This window comes from Nocardia lijiangensis NBRC 108240 (assembly GCF_001613045.1).
Classification (GTDB): Bacteria; Actinomycetota; Actinomycetes; order Mycobacteriales; family Mycobacteriaceae; genus Nocardia; species Nocardia lijiangensis.
Genome location: NZ_BDBP01000038.1, coordinates 46,372 through 72,080, shown reverse-complemented (window position 1 = coordinate 72,080; position 25,709 = coordinate 46,372). Strand labels below are relative to the sequence as shown.

Genomic DNA, 25,709 nt, shown 5'->3' with positions numbered 1-25,709 from the left:
GATGGTCCGCCACGCGAAACCCTATCCCGACCACCCCACGTTACTACTGGTCAGCCTGCCCTAACTTCACCGGCTCCGCCCCCGCTCGCGGCCGGTATGCCGGGGCTCACTTACCCGCCGACGGCCAGAAGCCGATCCTAGTCCCTCACCGTCGTATTCGCCGCCGCACCGGCCTTGCGCCGCTCCGGCCCCCGAACTACGAAGGCGGCGCAATCTCCAGGTCCGCCCATCGCAGTTCCAGCGGGAACGGATCCGACGCCGACCGCTACCCGAGCGACAGCGACAACGGCGCCGCCTTGCGGTCCACCTGGCCGTAGGTGGTCGTGCGTTCCCTGGCGGGACGCCCGATGCCCGTGGCGATATCGGTGAGTTCGGCGACCGTCTTCGCGGAGCCGTGCTGGGAGCCTGCCATGCGGGAGATGGTCTCCTCCATCAGCGTGCCGCCGAGGTCGTTCGCGCCGCCGTTGAGCATCATCCTGGTGCCCGCCGTGCCGAGCTTGACCCAGCTGGTCTGGATGTTGTCGATCCGGCCGTGCAGCATGATCCGCGCGAGCGCGTGTGCGGCGCGGTTGTCGCGGATCGTCGGGCCGGGCCGGGCCGCGCCCGCCAAGTACAGCGGGGCGCTCTGGTGCACGAAGGGCAGCAGCACGAATTCGGTGAAACCGCCTGTCTCGTCCTGGATTCCGCGAATCACCCGCAGGTGGCCGACCCAGTGCTTCGGGTTGTCCACGTGCCCGTACATCATGGTCGAACTGGAGCGCAGCCCGACCTGGTGGGCCGTGGTGATCACCTCGATCCACGCCGAGGTGGGCAGCTTGCCCTTGGTGAGCACCCAGCGCACCTCGTCGTCCAGGATCTCCGCGGCGGTGCCGGGAATGGTGTCGAGCCCGGCCTCCTTCAGCGCCACCAGCCAGTCGCGGATGCTCTGCCCGCCGCGCGAGGCGCCGTTGACGATCTCCATCGGACTGAAGGCGTGCACGTGCATGGACGGCACCCGCTGCTTCACCGCGCGCACCAGGTCGGCATAGCCGGTGACCGGCAGGTCCGGATCTATGCCGCCCTGCATGCAGACCTCGGTGGCGCCGTCGACGTGCGCCTCCCACGCCCGGTCGGCGACCTCGTCCATGCTCAGCGTGAACGCGTCGGCGTCGCCCTTGCGCTGGGCGAACGCGCAGAAGCGGCAGCCGGTGTAGCAGATGTTGGTGAAGTTGATGTTCCGGTTCACCACGTAGGTGACGTCGTCGCCGACGGTGTCGCGGCGCAACTGGTCGGCCAAAGCCGCGACGGCCTCGAGATCGGCGCCCTCGGCGGTGGCCAGTGCCAGGTACTCGGTGTCGGACAGCGCCGCGGGGTCGCGTTCGGCGGCGCGCAGCGCGGCGAGCACGTCGGCGTCGAGCCGCTCGGGCGCCGTCGTGGCCAGGTCGCGCGCCTGTTCGCGGATGGTGTCCCAATCACCGAAGGCGCCGACCACGTCCTGGCCCAGCGCGGAGTCGCTGCGGCTCTCGGTGTTGCGGCCCTCGGTGTCGATGGCGGTGTTCAGGTCGACCCGGCCCGCGGAGTCCCACGATTCGTCCGGCTCCTGCCACGGCAGGCCGACCGGCATCGCGTCCGGATTCGCCAGACCGGTCTCGGGATCGGTCAGCGCGGCCACATGCGCGCCGATGCGCGGATCCACCCACGGATTGCCCGCGCGCACGTATTTCGGGTGCGCCGAGGTCCTTTCGACGAGCTGGTAGCCCGCCGCCTCGGTGATCTCACGCAGCGTGTCCAGATTCGGCCACGGCCGTTCGGGATTCACGTGATCCGGGGTGACCGGCGAGACGCCGCCCCAGTCGTCGATGCCCGCGTCGATCAGCCCGAGGCATTCCTCCAGCGACACCAGATTCGGCGGAGCCTGCACCGGTACGTCCGGGCCGAGCATCAGGCGGGTCACCGCGATGGTCGCGCGGAACTCCTCCAGACCGGCGTCGGGCGTGTCGCGCATGGCGGTGTCGTCCTTGGCGCGGAAGTTCTGGATGATCACTTCCTGGATGTGCCCGAAAGCCTTGTGCTGCTTGCGAATCGCCATGATCGACTCGGCACGCTCGGTCAGCGTCTCGCCGATGCCGACCAGGATGCCGGTGGTGTACGGCACCGAAAGCCGTCCGGCGTCGGTGATGGCGCGCAACCGTACCGCGGGGTCCTTGTCGGGGCTGCCGTAGTGGCACTCGCCCTTCTCGGTGAACAGCCGCGTCGAGGTGGTCTCCAGCATCATGCCCATGGACTGCGCCACCGGCTTGAGCCGCGCGATCTCCTCCCAGCTCATCACGCCGGGATTCAGGTGCGGCAGCAGACCGGTCTCCTCCAGCACCATGATCGAGACGGCGCGCAGGTAGTCCAGCGTGGAGTCGTAGCCGCGCTCGTCGAGCCACTGGGCCGCCTCCGGCCAGCGCGCCTCGGGCCGGTCGCCGAGGGTGAACAGCGCCTCCTTACAGCCGAGCGCGGCGCCTCGGCGGGCGATGTCGAGCACCTCGTCGGGCTCCAGGAACATGCCCTTGCCCTCGGCGCGCAGCTTGCCGGGCACCGTGACGAACGTGCAGTAGTGACACTTGTCCCGGCACAGCCGGGTCAGCGGAATGAACACATTGCGCGAATAGCTGATGGTCTTCGGCCTGTCCGCGGATTCCAGACCGGCGTCGCGCACCCGCGCCGCGCTGCGACACAGCTCGACCAGATCCTCGCCGCGCGCGTGCAGCAGCACGGCGGCCTCGTCCACGTTCAGTGTCACGCCGTCTCGGGCCCGGCGCAGCGCGCGGCGCATGGCCGACGGGCTGGGCGGGGCAGGCGGGACGCTCGGGGTCGCTAGCTCGGTCACGCCCTCGATCATGCGCTACCCATCCTGGACTGTCTCCCTCCAGTGCTTGTGTGTGAGCGTAACCAGCTCACGGCGACGGTGAGCCGCGCGGGAACCGTCGTGAGCGTTCACAACCTCATCACGCACCACGGTTATTCCACCTTTGGCGGCGCGGGGCGGCGAACGTTCGTGCAACCATGACAGGCATGTCGCAGCCGCGCACGATCATGGCCGATCCGGCCTGGCGCCCAAGCCCGAAAGCGAAACTGCTGTGGGCGGTGCAGGCGGGGCTGGCATGGGCGCTGCCGTTGCTCGCGCTGCTCGTGTGGGCCGCGGTGGACTCACAACGCCGCGGCTGGCAGCTGACCGCGCTGGTGATCGGGCTGGTCTGGGCGGTGTTCAGCATCGCCGTCGTGCCGTGCTGGCGCTACGCCGTGCACCGGTGGGAGGTCACCGACGAGGCCGTGTACACCAGGGTCGGCTGGCTGACCCAGGAGAGCCGGGTCGCGCCGATCTCGCGGGTGCAGACGGTGGACACCGAACGCGGTCCGCTGGAACGGCTGCTCGGCCTGGCCACGGTGACGGTCACGACCGCCTCGTCGGCGGGCGCGGTGCAGATCACCGCGCTCGACCTGCCGGTCGCCGAGGCGACCGTCACGCGGCTGACCGACATCGCCGCCCGTCATCGCGGGGACGCGACATGACCGAACCGCTCGACGCCGGCACCGGACCGCCGTGGGCGCGCCTCGACCAGCGAATGCTGTTGGTGCACCCCGTCACCGAGGTGATCAGGTTCATCCCGGTGCTGATCGGTTCCGTCATCCTCGGCACCAGCAGCGGCAATCCCGTGTGGAGCATCATTCCGCTGGTGTTGATCGTCGGGTTCGCGCTCACCCGCTGGTTCACCACGACCTATCGGGTCGGACCGACCCACGTCGAGCTCCGCACCGGATTGCTGCAGCGCAGAGAACTCTCGGTGCCGCGCAGCCGGATCAGATCCGTGGACATCGAATCCGACCTGCTGCACCGGGCGCTGGGGCTCGCGGTGGTGGTCATCGGCACCGGACAGCAGGCCGACACCGGCGAGAAGTTCAAGCTCGACGCGCTCGACGCGCGGGTGGTGCCCGCGTTGCGCGCGGAGTTGCTCGCGCACACGGCGCGACCCGCCGCCGGGCCGGAGGTTCCGGCCGACGGCATCGCCGAGGACGAGGCGGCGAGCGCACGATCGACGGCACGGGAGATCGGGCACTGGCGGCCGCAGTGGGTGCGGTACGCGCCGCTCTCGCTCACCGGATTCGCCGTGATCGCGCCGGTGGTCGGCTTGGCCTTCCAGTACGGGCTCGGCGAGCGTTTGTTCGAGTCCGACGCCGCGCACGACATCGGGGAACGCGCCGCGACCGCCATCGTGCTCGTGACGCTCGGCCTGATCGCCGCGATCGTGCTCCTGGTCAGCCTCGCGGCCTGCACGCGCTACCTTGCCACGTATTTCGGCCTCCAGGTCCTGCACGACGGCCGCACCCTGCACCTGCGCCACGGCCTGTTCACCACCAGGCAGATCACCCTCGATCTGGCCCGTTTCCGCGGCGCCACCGTCAACGAGCCACTGCTGCTTCGCCTTTCGGGCGCCGCCGAACTCGAGGCCATCATGGTCGGCGAGAATCCGCGACAGAAGATCCTGCCGCAAGCCCCGCGCGCCGCGGTCGAACGCACGCTGGCGGAGCTGCTGGATCAGAGTGCGGGACGGAACGAACTCGCTCCCCTGGCGCAGATGTCCGCCCAGCTCACCCGCCACGGTCCCGTCGCGCGCCGCCGCCGCTACTTCCGTGCGCTGCTCCCCGTCGTCTTCCTCGCCTTCCTGGTGCTCGCCTTCTCCCTCGAAGGCCCCATTCCGCCCTGGTGGTGGTTGTTGCCCGGCATCACCGCGGTCATCGCGATCGCCCTGGCCGAAGACCGTTACCGAGGCCTCGGCCACACGGTCCTCCCCCGCACCGCCACCGCCCCCGCCTGGCTCATCACGCGCTCCGGCTCCCTCGACCGCGACCGCGATTGCCTCGAAGCCCCCGGCGTCATCGGCTGGACCGTCCGCCAATCCTTCTGGCAACGCCGCGCCGGCGTCGCCACCGTCATCGCCGCCACCGCCGCGGGCAAAAAGCACTACCGCATCCACGACATCCCGCTCCCCCAAGCCTGGCCCCTCATCGAAGCCGTCACCCCCGGCGCCCTCGGCAACCGCTGACCTCGCCCCTCACACACGCCGCATACGCGGCACAGCGCCACCGTCTGTGTAGAACGTTCGAAAGGTCTGTGGAAGCTGCGTCGACGTGTCGTTCGGGGCCGGTCGCGGCGGTGCGGCGTTGAATGTGGGGTGTGGTCGAGACCGGAGCGCGCGACGAGTCCCGGATCGCCGATCGGCGCGTGCGCCGGATGCAGCGCGGCGACGCGTACCGGCTCACCGCGTTCGGGGGGCTCGCGGCGCTGTCGCTGGACGCGCTGTCCAGCGTCGCCTACGGGCCGGAGGCCATCGTGCTGGTGCTCGTCGTGGCGGGCGCGGCGGCCGTGCAGTGGACGTTCCCGGTGGCGCTGGCGATCGCGGCGCTGTTGCTGGTGCTCGTCCTCTCCTACCGGCAGGTGATCGCGGCGCACCCGGACGGCGGCGGGTCGTACGCGGTGGCGAAGAAGGATCTCGGCCGGGGCGCGGCCCTGCTGGCCGCGGCGAGCCTGGTGGTCGACTACGTGCTGACGGTCGCGGTCAGCCTTTCGGCGGGCGCGGCGAGCCTGGCCAGTGCGTTTCCCGCGTTGCGCGACCAGGAGGAAGCCGTCGCGCTCACGGCGCTCACCCTCATCGCCGTGGTGAATCTGATCGGTGTGGCCGAGTCCGCCAGGGTGATGATGGGGCCGATGTTGCTGTTCGTCGGCTGCGTCCTCGGCGTCGTCGCGGTCGGTCTGTTGCGGCCGGAGCCGGTGGCCGTCGTCGGTGACGATCCCGGGCCGCTGGTTCCGCTCGAAGCGCTCGGAGTGTGGATGCTGCTCAAGGCTTTCGCCGCGGGCTGCGCGGCGCTGACCGGCGTGGAGGCGATCGCGAACGCGGTGCCGTCGTTCCGCGCGCCCGCCGTCCGGCGCGCCCAGCACACCGAGGTCGCGCTCGGCGTGCTGCTGTGCACCATGCTGCTGGGTCTGGCGCTGCTCATCCGGTTACACCACGTGGTGCCGCGCGAAGGCGTGACGATCCTGGCTCAGCTCGCCGCGAGCGCGTTCGGCACGGGGTGGCCGTTCTATGTGGTGAACGTGGTCGTCGCGGTGGCGCTCGGGCTCGCGGCCAACACGAGCTTCGGCGGATTGCCGGTGTTGCTCGCGCTGCTAGCGAAGGATCGCCGGATGCCCTCGCTGTTCGCGCTGCGCTCCGAGCGGCCGGTCTTCCGCTACGGCGTCACCGCGCTGGCCGTGACCGCGGGCGCGATTCTGATGGTGGTCGACGCCGACACGCACCGGCTGCTTCCGCTGTACGCGATCGGCGTCTTCATCGGCTTCACCATCAGCCAGTGGGGACTCGTCAGGCACTGGAAACGGCGACGCGGTCCGGGGTGGGCGCAACGCGCGGCGCTCAACGGGTTCGGCGCGGGCTTGACCGCCGTGGCCGCGGTGGTGTTGCTGGCCGAGAAGTTCACCGAAGGCGCGTGGCTGCTGCTGATCATCATCCCGTTGCTGATCACCTTGTTCGCCAGGACCGAGAACTACTACCGGACGGTGGCCGGGGAACTGCGCCTCGGCGAGATCCCGCCGCGCCCCGAGATCACGCCCGAGACAAGGGCTCTCATCATCGTCCCGGTGGTCGTCGTGAGCGAGGCGACCGCCCGCGCGCTCGCCGCGGCCCTGCGCATGCGTGGCGAGATCGTCGCCGTCGCCGCCGACATCGACCCCGCCACCACCAAACGCCTCAGCGCCCGCTGGAAGGAATGGGACCCCGGCGTCCCGCTCACCGTCCTGCCGTGCCCGCACCGCAGCCTGATCACCACCCTCGTCGGCTACGTCCGCAAACAATCCGCCGCCAACCGCGACGTCACCGTCCTGCTGGCCCACGTCGAAGCCCGCCACTGGTGGCACCGCCCCCTGCACAACCCCCGCGGCCCCGTCCTGGCGGCCGCACTCCGCGCCCGCACCGACGCCGTCATCGCCACTCTCCCCGTCCGCGTCGACTGACGGCCGCCTGGCGCCCTCGCAGAGCCACTGCACCCTACGCAGCCCTTGCTGCCCCTGCGAAGCGTGCAAACGGCCTGCGAACTCAGACCGCTCGGCTATCGGCCGCAGGGTTGCGGCCAGCTGTCCACCGGATGTCGACCCGTCCTCGCAGAGGCATTGCATTCCTCGCAGCGCTTGTAGCCTCTGCGAGGCGTACGAAGAGTCTGCGAAGTCAATCCTCGTGACGCCGACGAGGCATGCGCGGGCCGCCGAGTCAGTGGTGGGCGGGCCGGAGGTAGACGTAGGCCAGCGGTGGGACCAGCCCGCAGAGGAGCAGGAAGAGGGTGGGCCAGTCGCTGAGCAGCACGAGGTCGCCGCCGGGCCCGGCGACGGTGCACGCGAGGAAACCGAAGGTCCACGCGATGACCGGGAGCAGGGCGACGCGGGTGCTGTCGGTCAAGGTGCGCATGGCCGCGATCAGGACGACGTTCACACCGGCCGCGAGCAGAGCCGTCGCCGGGAAGGCGAACGCGCCGGAGGTGGAGGCGGCCGCGAGCGGCGCGGCCACCAACGTGGTCTCCTTGGCGGGCGGGAGATGCGAAGTGCCCAGGTACACGGGCAGATAGAGGACCTCGAAGACGAGGGTGAACAACCCGCTCAGGACAAGGACGGCCATCAGCGCCAGCCGTAGGGGCTCGGCGATCCACCCTCGATCATCGGTATGGGGCGCGTCCGCGCGCTTGTCGAGCGCCGTCACGGCACCGGCGGGTAGCCGAGGAGAGTCAGCAGGTGACTCTGCATGTCGACGAAGGCGTACAGCACCGACATGTACAGCTCGTGCTGGTGCTGCGCACCGGGGCGCAAGCTGTCCACGAAGGCCGAGATGGCGTTCTGGAGATCCCAGTTGTACACGCCCAGGAGTCTATGCCCCGTCGCCGCGACCCGGATCAATCGACCGGGATGTTCGCGACCACCGGGAACTCGCCCGTATAGCCGCGACGCTCCGCGGCGATGGCGAGCACCCGTTTGCGCGCGGCGAACCACCCGACCATCAGCGCCGGGACGATCAGCGCGATGGTCGCCACGGTCCAGGTGCCGACCGGATAGTCGAAGCCCGTGAGCGCGACGACGAAGAACAGGAAGACCAGCGTGATTATCCCTGTCCACGGCGCGCCGAACATCCGGAACGCGGGCCGGGTCACCCGGCCCTGCTCGGACCAGCGCCACAACTGCAACTGGCACAGCACGATCGTCGCCCAGGACGCGATGATGCCGAGCGAAGCCATGTTCAGCACGATCTCGAACGCCGAGTCGGGCACGATGCCGTTGAGCGCGATGCCGAACAGAGCGATCAGGCCGGTGAGCAGGATGCCGCCGTAGGGCACGCCGTTACGACCCATTACGCCGGTGAACTTGGGCGCGCTGCCGTTCATCGACATCGAACGCAGAATCCGGCCGGTCGAGTACAGGCCCGCGTTGAGGCTGGAGAAGGCAGCGGTGAGCACCACGATGTTCATCACGCTGCCGATGCCGGGCACGCCGAGCACGGTGAAGAAGGTGACGAACGGACTCTCCTTGGCCGTGTACGCGGTGTAGGGCAGCAGCAGGCCGAGCAGCACCAGCGAGCCGACGTAGAAGATCGCGATGCGAACGATCACCGAGTTGATGGCGCGCGGCATGATCTTCGCCGGGTCCTCGGTCTCCCCCGCCGCGGTGCCGACGAGTTCGACTGCGGCGTATGCGAAGACGACACCCGACACCACGACCACCAGCGGCAGCAGTCCGGTCGGGAAGAGTCCGCCGTGCTCGACGACCACCTCGGGCCCGGTCGGCGCGCCCTGCACGGTGAACCGCCCGAGCAGGAAGATCGTGCCGACAATGAGAAAGGCGCTCAGCGCGAACACCTTCACCAGCGCGGCCCAGAACTCCATCTCGCCGAACCACTTCACCGAGACCAGGTTGATCGACAGCACGAGAACCAGCGCGATCAACGCCAGCAACCACTGGGGAACATCGGTGAACCCGGACCAGTAGTGGAAGTACTGCGCGATCGCGGTGGTGTCGGCGATGCCGGTCATCGACCAGTTCAGGAAGTACATCCACCCGGCGACGAATGCCGCCTTCTCCCCGAAGAATTCGCGCGCGTAGGAGACGAAGGACCCGGAAGACGGCCGGTGCAGCACCAGTTCCCCGAGCGCGCGCAGGATCAGGAATGCGAAGAAACCGCAGACCGCGTAGACCAGGAACAGGCCGGGCCCCGCATTGGCCAGTCGGCCGCCCGCGCCGAGGAACAAGCCGGTACCAATGGCGCCACCGATGGCGATCATCTGCAGCTGGCGTGGCTTCAGGCTCTTGTGGTAGCCCTCGTCCTCGACGCTGAGGTGATTACGGTCGCTGACTGTCGTCATATGAACGTGGGTCCTTCGCGTAAATCGTCTTGTGGACGAAGGCACCCTACATGGCACGCACAGTGGCGCAGCAGACACCCAGCTATCGACAGCTATCAGTACCGATGACCAGTTCAGACAAGGCCGGCAAAGAGGTCGTGCTCGCGCCCGTCCGGACCGACCGGGCCCCGCTCGCCGCGGACCAGCACGTAGTGCTCCTCGGGCAGCACCGGCTGGGCGATGTCGTTGGAGAGCGCGAACTCCCGGCCGGAGGGCGCGACCGTCACCTGGGTGGCGTGCGCACGCAACGCGGCCCGCTTGGCGGCGAGCACATCGGACACCTCGACAGTGGTGGTGACGGTGTGACTCGGCACGCTCGCCAGCTCGCCCGCCGCGGGCAGCCGCCAGCCCCGCGGCAGCGCGCCGGGCAGACCGTCGACGGTGCGGCGGGCCAGCGCCTCGGTGTGCAGCCGCAGCATGTCGGCGTCGGTGACGGTCCAGTAGAGCTTGGGCACGTCCCAGCCACGCTCGGCCGCCTCGTGCACTGCGGCCGTGGTGATCTCGTGGGCCCTGATGTGATCGGGGTGGCCGTAGCCGCCGCGCGGGTCGTAGCCGATCACCACCCGCGGCCGCAGCTCGAGCAGGATCTCGACGAGCGCGTCCACCGCCTCGGGGCCGGAGCGCACGAACGCCCTGGGGTGCTCGGCCGACGGTGTGCCCGCCATCCCGGAATCCCGCCAGCGCCCCGCCCCGCCCAGGAAGCGCGGCGGCGCGGCGTCCAAAGCGGCCAGCGCCGTTGTCAATTCGAGGATGCGGTAGCCGCCGAGCTGGTCGGCGCGGTCCGCGGTCAGCTGGGCCCACCGCTCGCCGATCACCTCGCCCTCCTCGCCGAGGGTGCAGGTCACCACGGTGGCCGGGACGCCGCGACGGCGATAGTGCGCGATAGTGCCGCCGGTGGTGATGGATTCGTCGTCGGGGTGCGCGTGCACCAGCACGATGCCGCCGGGCCCGTCGGCTGTTGTCACGGGATCCTGCGCCACATCGCGGCATCGCCGAAGATGCCCACCTGAATGGCGCCGCTCAGTGACGCGCCGTCCACCCGCGGTCCCGCGGCGGCGACCTGGTTGTCCTGCACGATCGGCAGCACCGTGGCCAGCCCCCACAGCGCGGGCTCGGCCTCGTGGAGAACCTTGGGAACGTCGATACCGCGCAGCGCCGCGTCGATCGCGGGCTGCAACACCGGATCGCAGACGCCGGACAGGTTGCTCGGCGCGCGCCGGGCCGCCTCCACCGCGGCCTGCGTCTCGCCGTCGCCCGGACCGGGTTCGGGCGGCAGGCAGCTGTAGCGGGACGCCAGCACGTTGGCCGGATCCGCGCCCGCGACCTCCCAGCCGACGATGGCGTCCACGCCGCCCTCGACCAGTTCCTTGCCGTACAGCGCGTCGGCGGCGAGGCTGCGGACGCTGGCATCGATACCGGCGCTGCGCAATTGGTCGGCGGCTGTATTGGCCACCGCGAGCGCGGTCGCGTCACCGGTGACCGCACCGATCCGGAGCGAGAGCACCTTGCCGTTCTTCGCGATCGGCCGCGGCTGCGGCGCGGGCGAGGTCGGCGAGGCCACCAGCGGCGGTTCCGGCGCGCGGGCGAAACCCGCCTCGGCGAGCAGAGCGAACGCCTCCTCCGCGGAGGGCCGCGGCGGCGCAGTCGGCGCGTAGCCGGGATCCGAGGGCGTCAGGATCTGCGCGCGCACCGGTTCGACCCAGCCGCCGGTCTGCGCGCCGACAGTCGCCAGCAGCGCGGGATCGAGCAGCGCGAGCACCCCGCGCCGGACCCGCGGATCGCCGAGTTCGGTGATGCGCCCGTTCAAGACGAACTGGAGTTCCCGTGACTGCGGCATGATCGCGGTGCGCACCGAGGGGATCGCGGCCAGTTGCGCCTGGGTCGCGACACCGCCGTGCACGAGCGCCATCTGCGCGTCACCGGTGCGCAGCGATTCGGCCAGCTGCGCGGGAGTCCCGCCGCGGCGCAACAGAATCTGATCCGGCCCGGCAGGCGTGCCCCAGTAGCGGTCGTTGCGCTCCAGCAGGATCTCGTCGCGGCCCGGATCCACCGACTTGATCGCGAAGTTGCCGCCGGACACCGGGATTCCCTCGGCGAGACCGTTGGCGAAACCGCCCGGCTGATCCTTGATCAGGTGCGAGGGAAGCAGATTCGCGAACAGCTCGCGCCACGCGGGATACGGCTGGGTCAGCACGACGGTGACCGTCTTGCCGCCACCGGAGGAGTTCACGTCCGAGATCAACCGGTAGGCGGCCGAATCCGCGACACCGGGCTGAGTCAGCATCTGCTGCCACAGGAAACGGAAGTCCTCGGCGGCGATCGGCGCTCCGTCGGACCAGTTGGCCTGGTTGCGCAGCGTGTAGGTGATGGTGAACGGCTCCTGGCTGGTGACCTCGGCGGAGGTCACCAGCGCGGTGTCCGGCACCCAGTCGGTGACGCCGGGCACCGTGGGATTGCGCACCGGACGGAACGGACTCGGCAGCACCATCGAGCTCACCGCGGAGGTGGCGGGCGACTGATCGGAACGCAGATGCGGGTTGAACCCGATGCCGATGTCATCGATCCCCACCACGACGGTGTTCTTGCCCGGCTTGGCGGGCGTCGTCTTCGGGCTGTCCGTGCTCTCGATGGGCGGGGGCGGGTTCGCGGTGCATCCGGCGAGCACCGTCGCGGAGGCCGCCAAGAGAACCATCAGTGCACGCCGCGTCGCGCGTCGTCTTGCCCCCGTGCTCACGCTCGGCACTCTACTTCGCCCCGCCGCGGTTCGGCTACGCGGAACCGCCGCGCCAGTGCGCGGCGGTTCCGAAGTCCCGCGGTCGCCGATCCGTTCCCGCCGCACTACAGCGCGGCCCGGTCCCGCGCCTTCCGCCTGGACAGCTCACGGGCCCGCTCGTTCTGGCCGAGGACGACCTTGCGCACCCGGACCACCTCGGGGGTGACCTCGACGCATTCGTCGGCGGCGCAGAACTCCATCGCGCCCTCCAGGTCCAGCTGCAGCGGCTTGGCCAGGGTCTCGATCACGTCGGCGGTGGAGCTGCGCATATTGGTCAGCTTCTTCTCGCGGGTGACGTTGATGTCGAGATCCTCCGCGCGCGGGTTGAGGCCCACCACGTGGCCCTCGTAGGTGTCCGCGCCCGGCTCGACGAAGAACTGGCCGCGGTCGGCGAGCTGGATCATCGCGAACGGCGTCACCGAACCCGCGCGGTCGGAGACCAGCGAGCCGGTGTGGCGCGCCCGGATCTCGCCCGCCCACGGCGCGTAGCCGTGCGAGACGGCGTTGGCGATGCCGGTGCCGCGGGTCTCGGTGAGGAAGTCGGTGCGGAAGCCGATCAGGCCGCGCGAGGGGACGATGAATTCCATCCGCACCCAGCCCGCGGCGTGGTTGCTCATCTGGACCATCTTGCCCTTGCGGGCGGCGAGCAGCTGGGTGATCGCGCCGAGGTACTCCTCGGGGCAGTCGATGGTCAGCTCTTCGTAGGGCTCGTGCACCTTGCCGTCGACCTGCTTGGTGACCACCTGCGGCTTGCCGACGGTCAGCTCGAAGCCTTCACGGCGCATCTGCTCGACCAGGATGGCCAGCGCCAGCTCACCGCGGCCCTGCACCTCCCAGGCGTCCGGGCGGCCGATGTCGAGCACGCGCAGCGAGACGTTGCCGACCAACTCCTGGTCCAGGCGCGACTTCACCATGCGGGCGGTCAGCTTGTGGCCCTGCACCCGGCCGACAAGCGGCGAGGTGTTGGTGCCGATGGTGACCGAGATCGCAGGCTCGTCGACGGTGATGCGGGGCAGCGCGACCGGGTTGTCGATGTCGGCGAGGGTGTCGCCGATCATGATCTCCGGGATGCCCGCGATGGCGACGATGTCGCCCGCCACGGCCACCTCGCCGGGCTGCCGCTCGACGCCGATGGTCTGGAGCAGCTCGGTGATCTTGACGTGCTTGACGCCGTCGGCGTGCATCCACGCGACGTTCTGGCCCTTGCGCAGCTCGCCGTTGTGCACGCGCACCAGCGCGAGGCGGCCGAGGAAGGCCGAGGCGTCGAGGTTGGTGACGTGCGCCTGCAGCGGAGCGGTGGCATCGCCCTTGGGCGCCGGGATGCACTCCATCAGCACGTCGAACAGCGCGTCGAGGTTCTCCGCGTCGGGCGCGTTGCCGTTCTCGGGGCGCTCCTTGGAGGCCTTGCCCTCGCGGCCGGAGGCGTAGAGCACCGGCAGGTCGAGGGCCAGCTCGGCGGCCTCGGCGGCGGCGTCGTCCAGGTCGGAGGCCAAGTCGAGCAGCAGGTCGTGGCTCTCCTCGACGACCTCCTCGATGCGCGCGTCGGGGCGGTCGGTCTTGTTGACGACCAGGATCACCGGCAGCGACGCGGCCAGCGCCTTGCGCAGCACGAACCGGGTCTGCGGCAGCGGGCCCTCGGAGGCGTCCACCAGCAGCACGACACCGTCGACCATGGACAGACCGCGCTCGACCTCACCGCCGAAGTCGGCGTGGCCGGGGGTGTCGATGACGTTGATGACGGTGACCGAACCGTCCGGGTGGTGCCGGTGCACCGCGGTGTTCTTGGCGAGAATGGTGATGCCCTTCTCGCGTTCCAGGTCGCCGGAGTCCATGACCCGGTCGACGAGTTCGGCCCGCTCGGCGAACGCGCCGGACTGGCGCAGCATGGCGTCGACCAGCGTCGTCTTGCCGTGGTCGACGTGGGCCACGATGGCGACGTTGCGAAAATCGCGTGCAGACGACACGCCTGAATCCTCCTGCTGTTCGGTGTTGGTGCCGGCCGACCCCTGCAAACAGGTGGAGAATGGAAACTCACCGGGCATTGCGGCCAGCTACAGACTACCGGCAACCGGGTAGCCCCTCTGATTCAGGCGCTCGAGTAAGGGTATGCTAACCGTCGTGGGCAAGGTCAAAGCAAAGAAGGTTTCGAGTCTGAAACCCAAGAAGAAGTGCTGTCGGAAGAAGACGCGCTGCTTCAAATGCCCCGTCGTCATCATGCGGATGAAGAAGGCCGAGGCCGCTGGCGTCAGCGGCAAGGACCTGAAGAAGGCGCTGAAACAGGCTCGCGCCGCCTGAGTTCCGCACATTCCGGTGCACACCCGGCAAACGGGGTACAACCGGCTTATGAGCATCCCACTGCTATCCGACGCCGAGATCGCCGACGCGCTGACCGGACTGCCGAATTGGAGCAGGTCCGGCGACAACATCACCCGCACCATCAAGGCCGCCTCGTTTCCGGCGGGCATCGATTTGGTGCGCCGGGTCGCCGACGCGGCCGAGGCCGCGAACCATCACCCCGACATCGATGTTCGCTGGCGGAATGTGACGTTCACGCTGTCCACCCATGCCGTGGGCGGCCTGACCGCCTTGGATTTCGGCTTGGCCCGCGAGATCGACCTGCTCGCGTCGCGGTCCGAATAGCCGCCAATTGCACGCCGTGGAAGCCCGTACTCGGCGCTCGACACAGCCGCCCCGGGCTTCGTCACACGTGCGCGACGAAGCCGAGCTACGCCCGCGCGGAATCCGCCACCACGGCGCTCGCCGTCTCGTCACCCGACGGCGCGCGCCGCGCGCCGGACCAGATGATCCAGCCGAACAGGACGAGCACGCCGAGCACGTCCACCGCACCCAGCCAGGACAGCACACCGGGCCGGGAGATCTCCCAGATCGTCGGCTGGAAGAACGACAGCACCCACGGCACCCCGATCAACATGGTCACCAGCCAGTAGCCCGCCAGGATCCGCGCGCCCGGCGCCCGGCGCAGCGGACCGTAGACCAACCAGAGCACCGCCGGCAGCAACCAGACCCAGTGGTGTGACCACGAGATCGGCGAGATCAGCAGCCCGAACAGCTGCACGATCAACAGCGTGCCCATCCGGTCGTCCGGTTCCAGCGCCCGCCACGCGAAAAAGGCCAGCGCGGCGACCGTGAGCACCGCCGCGATCCACACCGGTCCGGACTCCACGTCGTGGCCGAGGATGCGGCTCAACGTCCCGCGCAGCGACTGATTCCACACCGAGCCGACCGGGCCGATCCGGTCCGCGTCGCCGAGCAGCGTGCCGAAGTAGCGCGTCGCCTCGTGGTTGTTGATGAGATAGCTGATGCCGACCGTCGCGCCGAAAACCACCGCGGACCACAGCGCGGTCCCCCAGCGCCGCCGCGCGACGAAGTAGAGCCCGGTGATCGCGGGCGTCAGCTTGATGCCGGCGATGACGCCGACCAACCCGCCCGACACCCACCATCGCGAGCTGCGCACCGCGAGCATGGCGCCGAGCACCAGGAAGACGTTGACCTGTCCGTAGTCGATCGTGGTGCGCACGGGCTCGAGCCAGACGCCGACCGTGGTCCAGCCGACCGCCGCTGCGCGCCAACCCGGTTCACGCAACCGCTGTTCGCCGACGATCAATTCCAGCGCGATCCAGACCACGCCGTACAGCGCCGCAACGGTGGCCAGCAGCCAGCCGACCGCGATCACCTTGAACGGCAGGAAATGCAGCGGGAAAAAGACCAGCGCGGCGAACGGCGGATAGGTGAACGGCAGCGGGAAATCCGGCGTCTTTTCCGCGTAGGTGAAGTCGTAGAGCCGATCGGTGAGCAGCGCCGCCGAACCGTCCACGTAGACGTGCAAGTCGACCAGATTCATCCCGTTGCGCGACACCAGCATCCACAGCAGCCGGGCCAGAACGGAAAGACCGAGCAGCAACACCGCCAGTCGCAGGTGGGCAGCGGCCGGACGCTGGTCCGACCGAGCGCTGTCTCGGTTCAAGTCGCGGGCTTTCGGGTCGGGGATGCGGTCACGGGCCGCGACCCGCCGGTGTCCGGTGTGTCGGCGGCAAATGCCGAAGGCTGCGACTAGATTAACCGGAGCGCCGATCGATCCCGTGCGCGATACGCAACACCCATAACATTTGCATCACCTTTCACATCGGCAACGCCCCGCCGCACTACCGTCTGGTAACACTGATCGTCCACAGCACAACGTGATAACGACCACCGCTGTACAACTTGGCGGTCGTGTCCTTAGAGTGACCCCCGAAACAACGTGTTATCACCCGTTGACCAGATGTACCCGAGGTTAAAGGACGGCTAGACCAGTGCTTCGCACCCGAGGATCGCGGATCGCATTGACCGCACTCGCCATGGCGGCGAGCGCTTCGCTCGCCGCGCCCGCCGCAGTAGCGGCACCGGCGCCCGCCCAAACCGCGGTTTCGCACAACGTTCCGATGGTGCCCGAGGGCGTCCCGGTCGACGCGATCGCCGCGCTCACCCCCGCCATCGTCGGCGCCATCGCAGGTCCGGCCAATGTCGCCGGACCGCAGTCCGCGATCCTCGACCAGGCACGCATCCTGCTCAACACCCTGAATCTGCCGCCGCAGATCAAGTCGACCCTGGAGCGGATCATCACGTTCCTGGACGGCAGCGGCGGCGGCGGTCCTCAGCTACCGCAGGACGGCCCGGTCATCGCGCAGTTCCTCTACCCGACCATCGGCAAGGGCTGCATCAGCGCGTCCGCCGACTCGGTGGGCACGGCGCTCGCCGTGGCGGGCCCGGCCACGCTGCCCCCGCCCGGCCCGGAGGCCGGTCAGACCGGATTCGTGTTCACCGCGCTCGGCACCAAGGCGCCGACGGCGGAGCAGAACCCGCCGATGACCGTGCAGTGGCTGAACCTCGACACCCGTCAGTCCGGCGTCGCGACGCTGACCGACCAGGCGAAGATCAACCCCGAGGGCCCGGCGACCCTGTCCGCGATCGTGAACACCGGCTACGGCCGGATCGTCGCGGTGGTCGGCGGCTCGCTCACCACCAAGGCGCCCGACGCAGAGCCGCGCACCTGCTCGTTCCTGCCGACGCTCGGATTCTTCACCGTCGGTTGATGTTTCGAAGCCCGGCCGGTCGTTCGCGACCGCCGGGCTTCGTCATGTCCGGGTCATCCCACGGGGCCGAGGCCCCAACACACCACGGGGCCCGGGCCCGACATACCACCGCAATCGCGGCGATAGTCCCCGGCTCAGTCCCCGTTGTGGTAGACCGAAAGCATGTCGACTGTCGAAGGAACGGTACGACCCCGCTCGATTCGGAGCAGGCGCTCGCGCCGATCAATCCTGTCCATCCGTTCCGAAGGCTCGATCCTGTCCATCGGGTCGGCCTATTCGATCCTCTCCATCGGCAGCGTCGGCTCGGTGCTCTCGATCGGGTCGGTCGGATCGTTCGCCTCGGTGATCTCCTCCGGCTCCTTCGCCAGCATCGGCTCGGCCCTGTCCGGCCTGTCGCGCTGGTCGCTGCTGTCCTGGATGGGCGATCACGAAGCGCCGGAGACGCGGCCGAACCTGCGCGTGGTCCCGGACGACGAACCGGACCTGCGCGTGGCCCCGATCTGCCACTGTCAGACGTAGGCCGCTCTCACCACTGCCCGTACTCGGGCTTCAGAATGTCGTTGAGGTCGACGCCGACGCCGTCGACGGCGCGCTTGTCGATCTCGAACTGGTGCAGGTGCGCAGCCGGGTGCACGAAACCCTTCGGGGTGCCCCAATTGTGCTGCCAGTACCAGGAACCCAGGCCCGCCACCCGCGCGAGTTCGATGGTCGGCGAGTTGGCGTAGACACCGACGTTCTGCTTGCCAAGCACCGATTCCCAGCCGAGCAGGTACGGCGCGATCATGGTCGCGAAGTCGACCGGGTTCGGGTTGTCATCGATCGAGGCGTAGATGGGCCTGCCTTCCGGGCCGCCCGCGGCAAGATGCAGTTGCAGTCCGCGCTCGGCGTGCTTCTTGCCCGCCTCCAGTCCGCCGCGCCAGTCGGCGGTCGGCCCCTTGCCGAACTGATAGCAGGACACTATCTTCAGCCCGGCCGCGGAGAGTTCCTCCACCTCGCGGGCGAGCAGCGGTTTGCCCACCATCCACTCCGCGCCGGGCCGCCGATCGGAGACGTACCGGATGACGCCGACGTGCCCGGCCTCGAGAATCGCCTCGGCCGAGGGCACACCGCCGGAGTAGTCGATCAAGGTGCCGAAAGTTCCGCTCGCCGCGGCGGGGCCTGCGGCGCCGGCCACGCCGAGCGCGGCGGCCGCGGCGGTGTAGGCGAACAACTTGCGTCGAGACAGATCCAGAGAACGCATCGCAGGACTCCTTCGCGCAACCCCCATTGGTTGGCAGCGTGCCCGGCGCACCTTCCCCAAGGCTCACACGCGCGCCGGGAGCCTCGAACGTCGACTCATTTCACCACATTTCACATGCGAACCGCTAGACCCATCGGACACACTTTTCCCATTCGCCACAGGGGTTACGCGTCAGGCGAGGCCGTCGATCCGTCCGGCCACATCGATGGTGCGCCCGGCGCTGTCGGCCAGCTGCTCGCGCACCACACCGGCGACCTGCGCGACCACCTGTTTCTTGATTCCGGCCAGCGCGCCGAGGGTGGCCGCGCGCACGCCCAGCGCCTTGAAATCCATCCGGATGTCCTCGGTCGCGAGCGGCGGCACGTCGATGACGATCAGCAGCGGGTCGGCCGCCCTGGCGATCAGCACCAGCGGGATCTCGACATCGGCGCGGTACTGGTTCGCCTTGAAGACCTGCACGGTGATGTCCAGGCCCACGGGCAGTGTCAGATCGAATGCGACGAGATCGTCCGGCCCCGCGGCCCGCTCGACCAGGCGCGGCTGCCGGATCGCGCCTTTCACGGTGACGGTGGCCCGGTCCTTCGGTCCGGCCTTCAGCGGCCCCACTTCGATCGGGCGCCCGGCCATCTTCTCGACCACCTCGAAGACCCGGTCCCGCGTCACGATGTGGGAGAAGAATCGGTGGCCGAACTCGCCGTAATCGATCCAGTCGAATTCCTCCTGCACGCGGTGCCGCGACGGCGTGCCCGCGACCATGGCCTCGACGTCGAAAACCCGTCCGCTCCTGGCCTGCGGCTCGGCCAGCATGCCGTTGACCCGGTTGGCGACCTCCCGCTGCACCAGTCCCGCGATCGGATCGAGCAGCCACTCCCAGGCCGACTCCACGGTCTGGGCGCGCAGCACGAAGCTCACGTCGCGGGTGGTGATGGGCGGGATGTCGATGACGATCAGCAGCGGGTCCGCGGTGCGCGCGTGCAGCGTCAGATCGATCTCGACGACCGCCTCCAACCGGAGTTTCTTTCCGCCGAGCCGCACCTTCACCGCGAGCGTCAGCGGCACCGTCACCTGGAAGACGACGTGCGGATCGTGGCGGAGCACCGTGGGGTCGCCGACCTTGCCCTCGGCGATGAATCCGGCGAGTCCGGGAGGTCCGATGGTGAACGGTCCGATGGCCATGCCCCGTCCGGCCATGGAGGCCACCGCGGCAACGATGCGCTCTTCGGTCACCGCGTGAGTGACGAAGCGTTCGCCGAAGTCGGCGTAGTCGATCCAGGACGGGTCGTTCGTCGTTTCTTCGGTCGGCTGCATCAGAGATTCCGAAACCCTCACCTTTCAACGGACAACCGACACGGTACGCGACGAAAGCTTCCGGAAAACCGAACGATCGGGGAACCCTGTCCTGCTGATGAGGGGGTAGCAGGACAGGGTCCGTGTGACAGCGCTGCCGGGCGCTGCCATCTCCATATTAGAACTCAGCGGGGGACGCGCCGAGCATCGCACTCGCCGAACGACACCGCCTGAGCGGCAATGATTCTCAGAATCGTCCGTAGCCGACGACGTCGTTCACCTCGGCCACCCGGAACCGGTGCAGGCGCACCTCGCCGAATTCGTTGCCGCCGATCGTGGTCACCTCGCCGTTCGCCGCCGTCAGCACGATGTTCGTGTGCTGGGTGAATTGGCTTTCCTGGCCGTAGAGCAGCACGTCGCCGGTACGCGGGCGGTACCCGCTGTCTGCGGGCACGAACCGGTCCGCTCCCGCGTAGTACTCCTGCAGGGTGTAGACGCCGGGAATCCGCCAGGACCCGGAGTTCGGATTCGACAGCGGCCGCCCCGCCTCCCGCATCGCCCAGCTCACGAAGTCGGCGCACCAGGGCTCGACGAGCCCTTCGGCGTACTTCGGTCCCCCGCCCGGGTCGGCGAACTCGCGCTCCAACACCTCGACCAGCCTGGCCTGGGCCGGATCGAGGGCGGACCGATCGATGGCGGGGAAGGCCGTGGGACTCTGGCCGACCACGGCCGGGTGATCGGAGCTCGTCGTCCGCCACCAGAGCACCCCCGCCGCGACAGCGGCGACGACCAACCCCAGCGCCAGCAACAGACCGAGCCGCGCCCGGGTTCTCTGCGGTACGGACACTCCGACCCCCCATCACTCTGAACGATCACTCATTCTTAGGACGAACGGCCGCCGCGAACGGTTCCCGGATCGCGCCCCAGATAACGCAGCAGTTCGGCGACCGCGTCGCCGTCCGGCGCACCGTCGACCACCGCGGCGTACGCGCCCCACTGGCGCAGCGGTTCCACGATCGCCGATTCCGGTCCGCCGCCCGGCGCGGGATTCACGGTGCGCGCCGCGGTCAGCAGCGCCCCGGCCAGCTCCTCGTCGAGCGGCGAGGCCTGGCCGGTGGCGACGGCGAGATCCCAGGCGTGCACCGCCGCGTCCAACGCGCACAGCACGGCCGCCACCGGGGTCGGGAGTGCGCCGTGCGGCAACGGGGTCGGCACCGTCGGGGTCTCGTCGGTGACCGTGGCCCACGCGACGGCGGTCTGGTCGATCGCGTCGCGCACCAGCACCGTGGCCGAGCCGTCGATCGTCCCGGACGGCGCGAAGGGGTTGTCGGCCGGGCCGTTCCCGACGCCGAGGAATTTCGCGTACGCGAGCTGATCACCCGCGGCGTGCTGAATCACCTGTGTCACATCCCATTCCGAGCACGGTGTGGGCAGGTGCCACTGGTCGTCGCGGATGCCGGCGACGACGTCGGCGAGCGCGCGATGTGCCGCGGCGAGGGTTTCGCGCCAGACGGCGGTGAGGGCGATATCGGTGTGCATGGCGGGCCTTTCGGATGTCCTCGGTGTTTCCGACTTCGAGCCTATGAGCCCATTAGGCTGCTTTCGTTCCTAATAGATCGGGAGATCTCCATGGCCGAGACCACGACCCGCGTCCTGCGCCTGCTCGCACTGCTCCAGGACCGCGCCTACTCCGGCCGCGAGCTGGCCGAACGGCTCGGCGTCACGGATCGCACGCTGCGCAACGACATTCACCGGTTACGCGAATTGGGCTATCCCGTGCACGCCGAGCGCGGCGCCATCGGCGGCTATCGGCTGGGGCGCGGCTCCACCATGCCTCCGCTGCTGCTCGACGACGACGAGGCCGTCGCGGTGGCCGTGGCGGTCGGACTGGCCGAGGACGGCGCGACCGGCATCGCCGACATCACCGAGCACGTCGGCCGCGCACTGGCCAAACTCGAGCAGATCCTGCCGAAACGCTTGCAGCGCAAGGTCACCGCGCTGCGCAGCGCCACCGCGATCGGGCCCGCGACCACCGGCTCGCGCGAGCCCGATGCGCCCGTGCCCGCCGAGGTGCTGACCGCCCTGGCGGGCGCGATCCGGGACGGCGCCGCAGTGCGGCTCGACATCCCCACCGCCGCAGCGGAATTCGATGACGCGATCGAGGCAGAGCCGTATCGCCTGATCAATTGGCAACGTCGCTGGTACCTGGTCGCCTACGTCCTCGACACCCACACCTGGCGTGCGATACCCATCGCCGGGGTGCGCCACGCGGCCACGACCGGCCGCCGCTTCGCAGGCCGCGCGCTGCCCGACGACGATCTCGTCGCCTTCGTCATGCGCCATGTCGCCAGCACCGGGTGGCGGGTGCACGCCCAGGTCACGGTGCTCGCCCCGGCCGAGGTCGTGGTCGCACGGATCAACCCCGCGGTCGGGGTGGTGGAGCCGGTCGACGCGCAGACCTGCCTGCTCCACACCGGCGCGGACGCGCTGGAGACCATCGCCATCTACCTGAGCATGCTGATGATGGACTTCCGCGTCGAGGGCCCGCCGGAACTCGTCACGCACCTGCGGACGCTGGCCCGCCGCTACGCCGACTCGGTCCGGGACGCGCCGTCCTGAGCGGTCAGTCCTTCTTGCCCATCGGGATACAGGCCGTCAGCGCGACGGCCACCACCGCGGCCGACATGGCGATGAAGAACGTGGTGTGGAAGCCATCGCGGGAAGGCAGCAGGTGCGCGCCGAGCGAGATCGTCATGTGCGCGAGCACCACGCTCATCACCGCGGAGGAGGTGGACGTGCCGATCGAGCGCATGAGGGAGTTGAGCCCGTTGGCGGCGGCCGTCTCGGTGATCGGCACGGCGCCCATGATCAGCGCGGGCATCGCCGCGTAGGCCAAACCGACACCGCCGGCGACGATTACGGCGGCGAGCATGATCTGCCAGACGCTGTTCATCAACAGCACCGCGCACAGGTAACCGACGCCGATGACCGTCGATCCGAGCATCAGTGTCAGCTTCGGCCCGCGCGCCGCGGACAGCCGCGCCGACACCGGCGAGAGCGCCATCATCACCAAACCGGTTGGCGCGAGGGCCAATCCGGCGTTCACCATGGACAGCCCGAAACCGTAGCCGGTCTCCTCCGGCGCCATCAGCAACTGTGGGAAGGTCAGCGACATGCCGTAGAGCGAGAAGCCGACGGCGATGGAGGCCAGGTTGGTGAACAGCACCCGCGGCCGCGCCGAGACCCGCAGGTCGACCAGGGGCGCGCGCTGCCGCAGTTCGAAGAAGCCCCAGCCGAGGAAGACCACCAGCGAGATCGCGAACAGCGTGAGGATCGAGGCGCTGGACCAACCCCAGTCCGCGCCCTTGGTGATCGCGATGAGCAGCGCCAGCAGACCGATCGAAAGGCCAACGGCTCCACCGAAATCGAAACGAGCCGGGGTACGCACCGGCGATTCCGGCACGAACAGGAAGACCAGCGCCGCACACAGCGCGCCCAGCACCGCCGAGCTCCAGAACAGCACGTGCCAGTCCGCGTTCTGTGCGATCGCCGCGGCCACCGGCAGGCCGATCGCGCCGCCGACGCCCAGCGTCGCGCTCATAATCGCCATGGCCGAACCGACCCGCTCGACCGGCAGTTCGTCGCGCATGATGCTGATGCCCAACGGAATCGCGCCGACCGCGGCGCCCTGCAGCGAGCGGCCGACGATCTCCGGCAGCAGCGAGGAGAAGCTCGCGCAGACCACCGAACCGGCGATGAGGGCGAGCAGGTTCACGAACAGCACGCGGCGCTTGCCGAACATGTCGCCGAGGCGACCGCTGATCGGCGTGAATACCGCGCCCGCCAGCAGGGTCGAGGTGATCACCCAGGACGCGTTCGACGCGGAGGTGCCGAGCAGCGTCGGCAGCGTGGGAATGATCGGGATGACCAGCGTCTGCATCAGCGAGACCACGACGCCGACCATGCCGAGCGTCGCGATGAGCAGGCCGGGACTCGGGCGACGCCCGGACTCGGCGTCCGTGACGGTCGTGGACGCGTCGGCAGCAAGGGACATGAATGTGCACGCTACACATCGTGTGTATGCTGCACAATTTGGTATCAGGGTGATCCAGGCGACATAGTGTGTGCCATGTCAGACCGGGAACCCGCCGACCACGCAGCGCTCTCGCGCCTCGTCTTCGAGCTCACCCTGCTCTCCCGGCACTTCCCCGCCTCGGTGCTGCGTCGCCCTGGCTTTCAGCTGGACCGCTCGGCTTTCTTGCTCCTCACCAGGCTCGAAATCGACCACCCGCTGACCCTGCGCGAACTCGCCGACGCCTTCCGCCTCGACATCTCCACCATCAACCGGCAGGTCGGCGCGATGCTCAAACAGGGCCTGGTAGAACGGGTCCCGGACCCAGAGGGCGGCATCGCCCGCAAGATCCGCGCCAGTGCCAAAGGATTGGACCTGCTCGCCGCCGACCGCGCCCAGAGCCACGACGGCATCGGGGCTGTGGTCGCCGAGTGGTCCGGGAAGGACGTCGATCAGCTGAGCGTGCTGGTCGCCCGCTTCAACGAGTCCATCGAACACATCGAGCACAACCCGTGGCCGCGCCCGCCCGCGGCGCGCTGACCGCGACACCCGACTTCGCCGAACCCGATGCACTGCGCCGCGGGGCCGTTAAGCTCCCGACGATGGGAGAACATCGGCCTTCCCGGCGCCTCGGCACGGTCCGCCCGAGCTGGTTCGCCTGGGACAACTATCTGATCGGCGTCATCGGCCTGGCCTTCGCCGTCGCCTTCGGCACGGCGGCCGCGATTCTCGCCGAAGCCGGGCACTATCCGCCCGCTCTCGCGGTCGCGGCATTCGCGCTGCTGTTCGCCGCGCCCGCCGCGGTGCAGGCGATCGGCGAACTGCTGGCCGGGCTGATGCTGGTCGGCATGCTGCTCGGCGCGATCGTGCTGCTACCCGCGTTACTGCTGAGCCCGACAGTGCGCCGCTGGGCGAAGCGGCGGTGGGTGCGCGCCACCGCCTGACCGGTCAGCCCGCGCGCGAATACACGCCCGGCGTGATGCCGTAGCAGCGACGGAACCAGCGGGTCAGGTGTGCTTGATCGGCGAAGCCCGCCGCCACCGCCGCCTCGGCGACCGGACGGCCCGCCGCGATCAGCCGCCGCGCCGCCCGCAGCCGCAGGATGCGTTGGTAATCGCTCGGCGCCAGACCGTAATTCGCGCGAAAGGCCCGGTAGAGCGCGAAGCGGCTGGCGCCCGTCGAAGTGACCAGATCGTCCATCGACAGCGTCTCCAGATAGCGCTCGTCCAGGACATCGCGCACGCGGCGCGCGATCGCGCTGTTGCTGCCGCCGATCGTCGTTCTGGTGCGGGGAGTGCGCGCGCCGCGCTGGACGAGCGCCGCCACCGTGGCGGATAGTGCCTCGTCCCTTGCCAATTCGGTGGCAGGCGAGGTCAGGCTCGCGTACAGCCTGCCGAGCGCGCCCGCCAGCAGCGGGTCGTGCAGCACGGGCTCGGCGAAAAGCGGCAGGCCCGCGGGGCGACCCGCACGGTCCGACAGCAGGTCGGTGATCAGCTCGGTGCCGATGTGCACGATCCGATAGGTGAAGCCCGCCTCGGTCGCGCTGTGCCCGTCGTGCGGCTCGTCCGGGTTGAAGGCCATCACCATGCCCGCCGCGCTGACCCGGGCCGCGCCCCGGCAGTCGAAACTCTGCGCGCCGAAGTCGGTGAGGCCGAACGAGTAGGTCTCGTGCGCGTGCGGGTGGTAGACGTGCCGCTCGAAGTGGGCACGCATCACCTCCACCGGGCGATCCGGCATCCGCCGATATTCGACCCATTCGCTCACCGCTCCATTCTGACCGCACCAGCG

The 25,709-nt window shown here is 69.4% G+C and carries 24 protein-coding genes; 10 read left to right on the top strand and 14 right to left on the bottom strand.

Going from position 1 to position 25,709, the window contains the following annotated elements; genetic code table 11:
- Nucleotides 1-265: 265 nt before the first annotated feature.
- A complete protein-coding gene (locus tag NL1_RS15485) occupies nucleotides 266-2,866 on the bottom strand; it encodes a bifunctional FO biosynthesis protein CofGH (RefSeq protein ID WP_067839942.1) in 2,601 nt (866 codons plus the stop codon).
- A 173-nt stretch (nucleotides 2,867-3,039) separates the two neighbouring features.
- Here NL1_RS15485 and NL1_RS15480 point away from each other — a divergent pair, with 173 nt between their 5' ends.
- The 3 genes from NL1_RS15480 (at nucleotide 3,040) to NL1_RS15470 (ending at nucleotide 7,030) form a co-directional block, all read left to right on the top strand.
- The gene (locus NL1_RS15480) at nucleotides 3,040-3,537 is read left to right on the top strand and encodes a PH domain-containing protein (RefSeq protein WP_067839939.1); all 498 of its coding nucleotides are present in this window, start codon (nucleotides 3,040-3,042) and stop codon (nucleotides 3,535-3,537) included.
- Nucleotides 3,534-5,069 (top strand): PH domain-containing protein, encoded by a 1,536-nt coding sequence (locus tag NL1_RS15475; protein ID WP_067839937.1) that lies wholly within the window; start codon nucleotides 3,534-3,536, stop codon nucleotides 5,067-5,069. Before NL1_RS15480 ends, NL1_RS15475 begins: the two co-directional genes overlap by 4 nt.
- A gap of 188 nt (nucleotides 5,070-5,257) precedes the next feature.
- A complete protein-coding gene (locus NL1_RS15470; protein ID WP_307622856.1) occupies nucleotides 5,258-7,030 on the top strand; it encodes an APC family permease in 1,773 nt (590 codons plus the stop codon).
- Nucleotides 7,031-7,283: 253 nt separating this feature from the next.
- On the opposite strand, the gene NL1_RS15465 is transcribed toward NL1_RS15470, so the two are convergent.
- The 6 genes from NL1_RS15465 to typA all read right to left on the bottom strand — a co-directional run bounded on the left by NL1_RS15465 (nucleotide 7,284) and on the right by typA (nucleotide 14,193).
- Nucleotides 7,284-7,766 carry a hypothetical protein gene (locus tag NL1_RS15465; protein ID WP_067839932.1) on the bottom strand — a complete coding sequence of 161 codons (483 nt, stop codon included), beginning with the start codon at nucleotides 7,764-7,766 and terminating at the stop codon, nucleotides 7,284-7,286.
- On the bottom strand, nucleotides 7,763-7,921 hold the full coding sequence (locus NL1_RS38545; protein WP_169813586.1) for a hypothetical protein: 159 nt from the start codon (nucleotides 7,919-7,921) through the stop codon (nucleotides 7,763-7,765). Before NL1_RS38545 ends, NL1_RS15465 begins: the two co-directional genes overlap by 4 nt.
- A gap of 35 nt (nucleotides 7,922-7,956) precedes the next feature.
- Nucleotides 7,957-9,417, bottom strand: coding sequence for an amino acid permease (locus NL1_RS15460; RefSeq protein ID WP_067839929.1), 1,461 nt, complete (start codon nucleotides 9,415-9,417; stop codon nucleotides 7,957-7,959).
- A 113-nt stretch (nucleotides 9,418-9,530) separates the two neighbouring features.
- Nucleotides 9,531-10,421 (bottom strand): N-acetyl-1-D-myo-inositol-2-amino-2-deoxy-alpha-D-glucopyranoside deacetylase, encoded by an 891-nt coding sequence (gene mshB / locus NL1_RS15455; protein ID WP_067840025.1) that lies wholly within the window; start codon nucleotides 10,419-10,421, stop codon nucleotides 9,531-9,533.
- Complete coding sequence (locus NL1_RS15450) at nucleotides 10,418-12,148, bottom strand: ABC transporter family substrate-binding protein (protein ID WP_067839927.1); 1,731 nt, start codon at nucleotides 12,146-12,148, stop codon at nucleotides 10,418-10,420. Before NL1_RS15450 ends, mshB begins: the two co-directional genes overlap by 4 nt.
- A gap of 146 nt (nucleotides 12,149-12,294) precedes the next feature.
- Entirely contained in the window at nucleotides 12,295-14,193 is a 1,899-nt protein-coding gene (gene typA, locus NL1_RS15445) for a translational GTPase TypA (protein WP_067840022.1), read from the bottom strand.
- Nucleotides 14,194-14,347: 154 nt separating this feature from the next.
- Between typA and NL1_RS38540 the strand changes: the two genes are divergently transcribed.
- Complete coding sequence (locus tag NL1_RS38540; protein ID WP_169813585.1) at nucleotides 14,348-14,524, top strand: hypothetical protein; 177 nt, start codon at nucleotides 14,348-14,350, stop codon at nucleotides 14,522-14,524.
- Between the two features lie 48 nt (nucleotides 14,525-14,572).
- Entirely contained in the window at nucleotides 14,573-14,869 is a 297-nt protein-coding gene (locus NL1_RS15435; protein WP_067839921.1) for a 4a-hydroxytetrahydrobiopterin dehydratase, read from the top strand.
- A gap of 85 nt (nucleotides 14,870-14,954) precedes the next feature.
- On the opposite strand, the gene NL1_RS15430 is transcribed toward NL1_RS15435, so the two are convergent.
- Nucleotides 14,955-16,286, bottom strand: coding sequence for a mannosyltransferase (locus tag NL1_RS15430; protein ID WP_281180827.1), 1,332 nt, complete (start codon nucleotides 16,284-16,286; stop codon nucleotides 14,955-14,957).
- A 301-nt stretch (nucleotides 16,287-16,587) separates the two neighbouring features.
- Between NL1_RS15430 and NL1_RS15425 the strand changes: the two genes are divergently transcribed.
- Both NL1_RS15425 and NL1_RS15420 read left to right on the top strand, forming a co-directional pair.
- A complete protein-coding gene (locus NL1_RS15425; RefSeq protein ID WP_245673293.1) occupies nucleotides 16,588-17,322 on the top strand; it encodes an Rv1157c family protein in 735 nt (244 codons plus the stop codon).
- 162 nt (nucleotides 17,323-17,484) lie between these two features.
- On the top strand, nucleotides 17,485-17,841 hold the full coding sequence (locus NL1_RS15420; RefSeq protein WP_067839913.1) for a hypothetical protein: 357 nt from the start codon (nucleotides 17,485-17,487) through the stop codon (nucleotides 17,839-17,841).
- A gap of 7 nt (nucleotides 17,842-17,848) precedes the next feature.
- Here NL1_RS15420 and NL1_RS15415 read toward each other — a convergent pair whose 3' ends face one another.
- From NL1_RS15415 to NL1_RS15400, 4 genes are all read right to left on the bottom strand, one after another.
- The gene (locus NL1_RS15415; RefSeq protein ID WP_067839910.1) at nucleotides 17,849-18,562 is read right to left on the bottom strand and encodes a DUF1906 domain-containing protein; all 714 of its coding nucleotides are present in this window, start codon (nucleotides 18,560-18,562) and stop codon (nucleotides 17,849-17,851) included.
- Between the two features lie 171 nt (nucleotides 18,563-18,733).
- Nucleotides 18,734-19,870: a hypothetical protein gene (locus tag NL1_RS15410; protein WP_067839907.1), complete on the bottom strand. Its 1,137-nt coding sequence runs from the start codon at nucleotides 19,868-19,870 to the stop codon at nucleotides 18,734-18,736.
- 226 nt (nucleotides 19,871-20,096) lie between these two features.
- Nucleotides 20,097-20,696: a CHAP domain-containing protein gene (locus NL1_RS15405; protein WP_067839904.1), complete on the bottom strand. Its 600-nt coding sequence runs from the start codon at nucleotides 20,694-20,696 to the stop codon at nucleotides 20,097-20,099.
- 35 nt (nucleotides 20,697-20,731) lie between these two features.
- Nucleotides 20,732-21,388, bottom strand: coding sequence for a TIGR03086 family metal-binding protein (locus NL1_RS15400; protein ID WP_067839901.1), 657 nt, complete (start codon nucleotides 21,386-21,388; stop codon nucleotides 20,732-20,734).
- Between the two features lie 90 nt (nucleotides 21,389-21,478).
- Between NL1_RS15400 and NL1_RS15395 the strand changes: the two genes are divergently transcribed.
- Nucleotides 21,479-22,468 carry a helix-turn-helix transcriptional regulator gene (locus NL1_RS15395; RefSeq protein ID WP_067839898.1) on the top strand — a complete coding sequence of 330 codons (990 nt, stop codon included), beginning with the start codon at nucleotides 21,479-21,481 and terminating at the stop codon, nucleotides 22,466-22,468.
- A 4-nt stretch (nucleotides 22,469-22,472) separates the two neighbouring features.
- On the opposite strand, the gene NL1_RS15390 is transcribed toward NL1_RS15395, so the two are convergent.
- Nucleotides 22,473-23,903, bottom strand: coding sequence for an MFS transporter (locus NL1_RS15390; protein WP_067839895.1), 1,431 nt, complete (start codon nucleotides 23,901-23,903; stop codon nucleotides 22,473-22,475).
- Between the two features lie 75 nt (nucleotides 23,904-23,978).
- Here NL1_RS15390 and NL1_RS15385 point away from each other — a divergent pair, with 75 nt between their 5' ends.
- Together NL1_RS15385 and NL1_RS15380 are read left to right on the top strand one after the other, a co-directional pair.
- Nucleotides 23,979-24,461, top strand: a complete 483-nt coding sequence (locus tag NL1_RS15385; protein ID WP_067839892.1) for a MarR family winged helix-turn-helix transcriptional regulator — start codon at nucleotides 23,979-23,981, stop codon at nucleotides 24,459-24,461.
- 62 nt (nucleotides 24,462-24,523) lie between these two features.
- The gene (locus NL1_RS15380) at nucleotides 24,524-24,865 is read left to right on the top strand and encodes a hypothetical protein (protein WP_156094870.1); all 342 of its coding nucleotides are present in this window, start codon (nucleotides 24,524-24,526) and stop codon (nucleotides 24,863-24,865) included.
- 4 nt (nucleotides 24,866-24,869) lie between these two features.
- On the opposite strand, the gene NL1_RS15375 is transcribed toward NL1_RS15380, so the two are convergent.
- Nucleotides 24,870-25,685, bottom strand: a complete 816-nt coding sequence (locus NL1_RS15375) for an AraC family transcriptional regulator (RefSeq protein ID WP_245673289.1) — start codon at nucleotides 25,683-25,685, stop codon at nucleotides 24,870-24,872.
- Nucleotides 25,686-25,709: the final 24 nt, after the last annotated feature.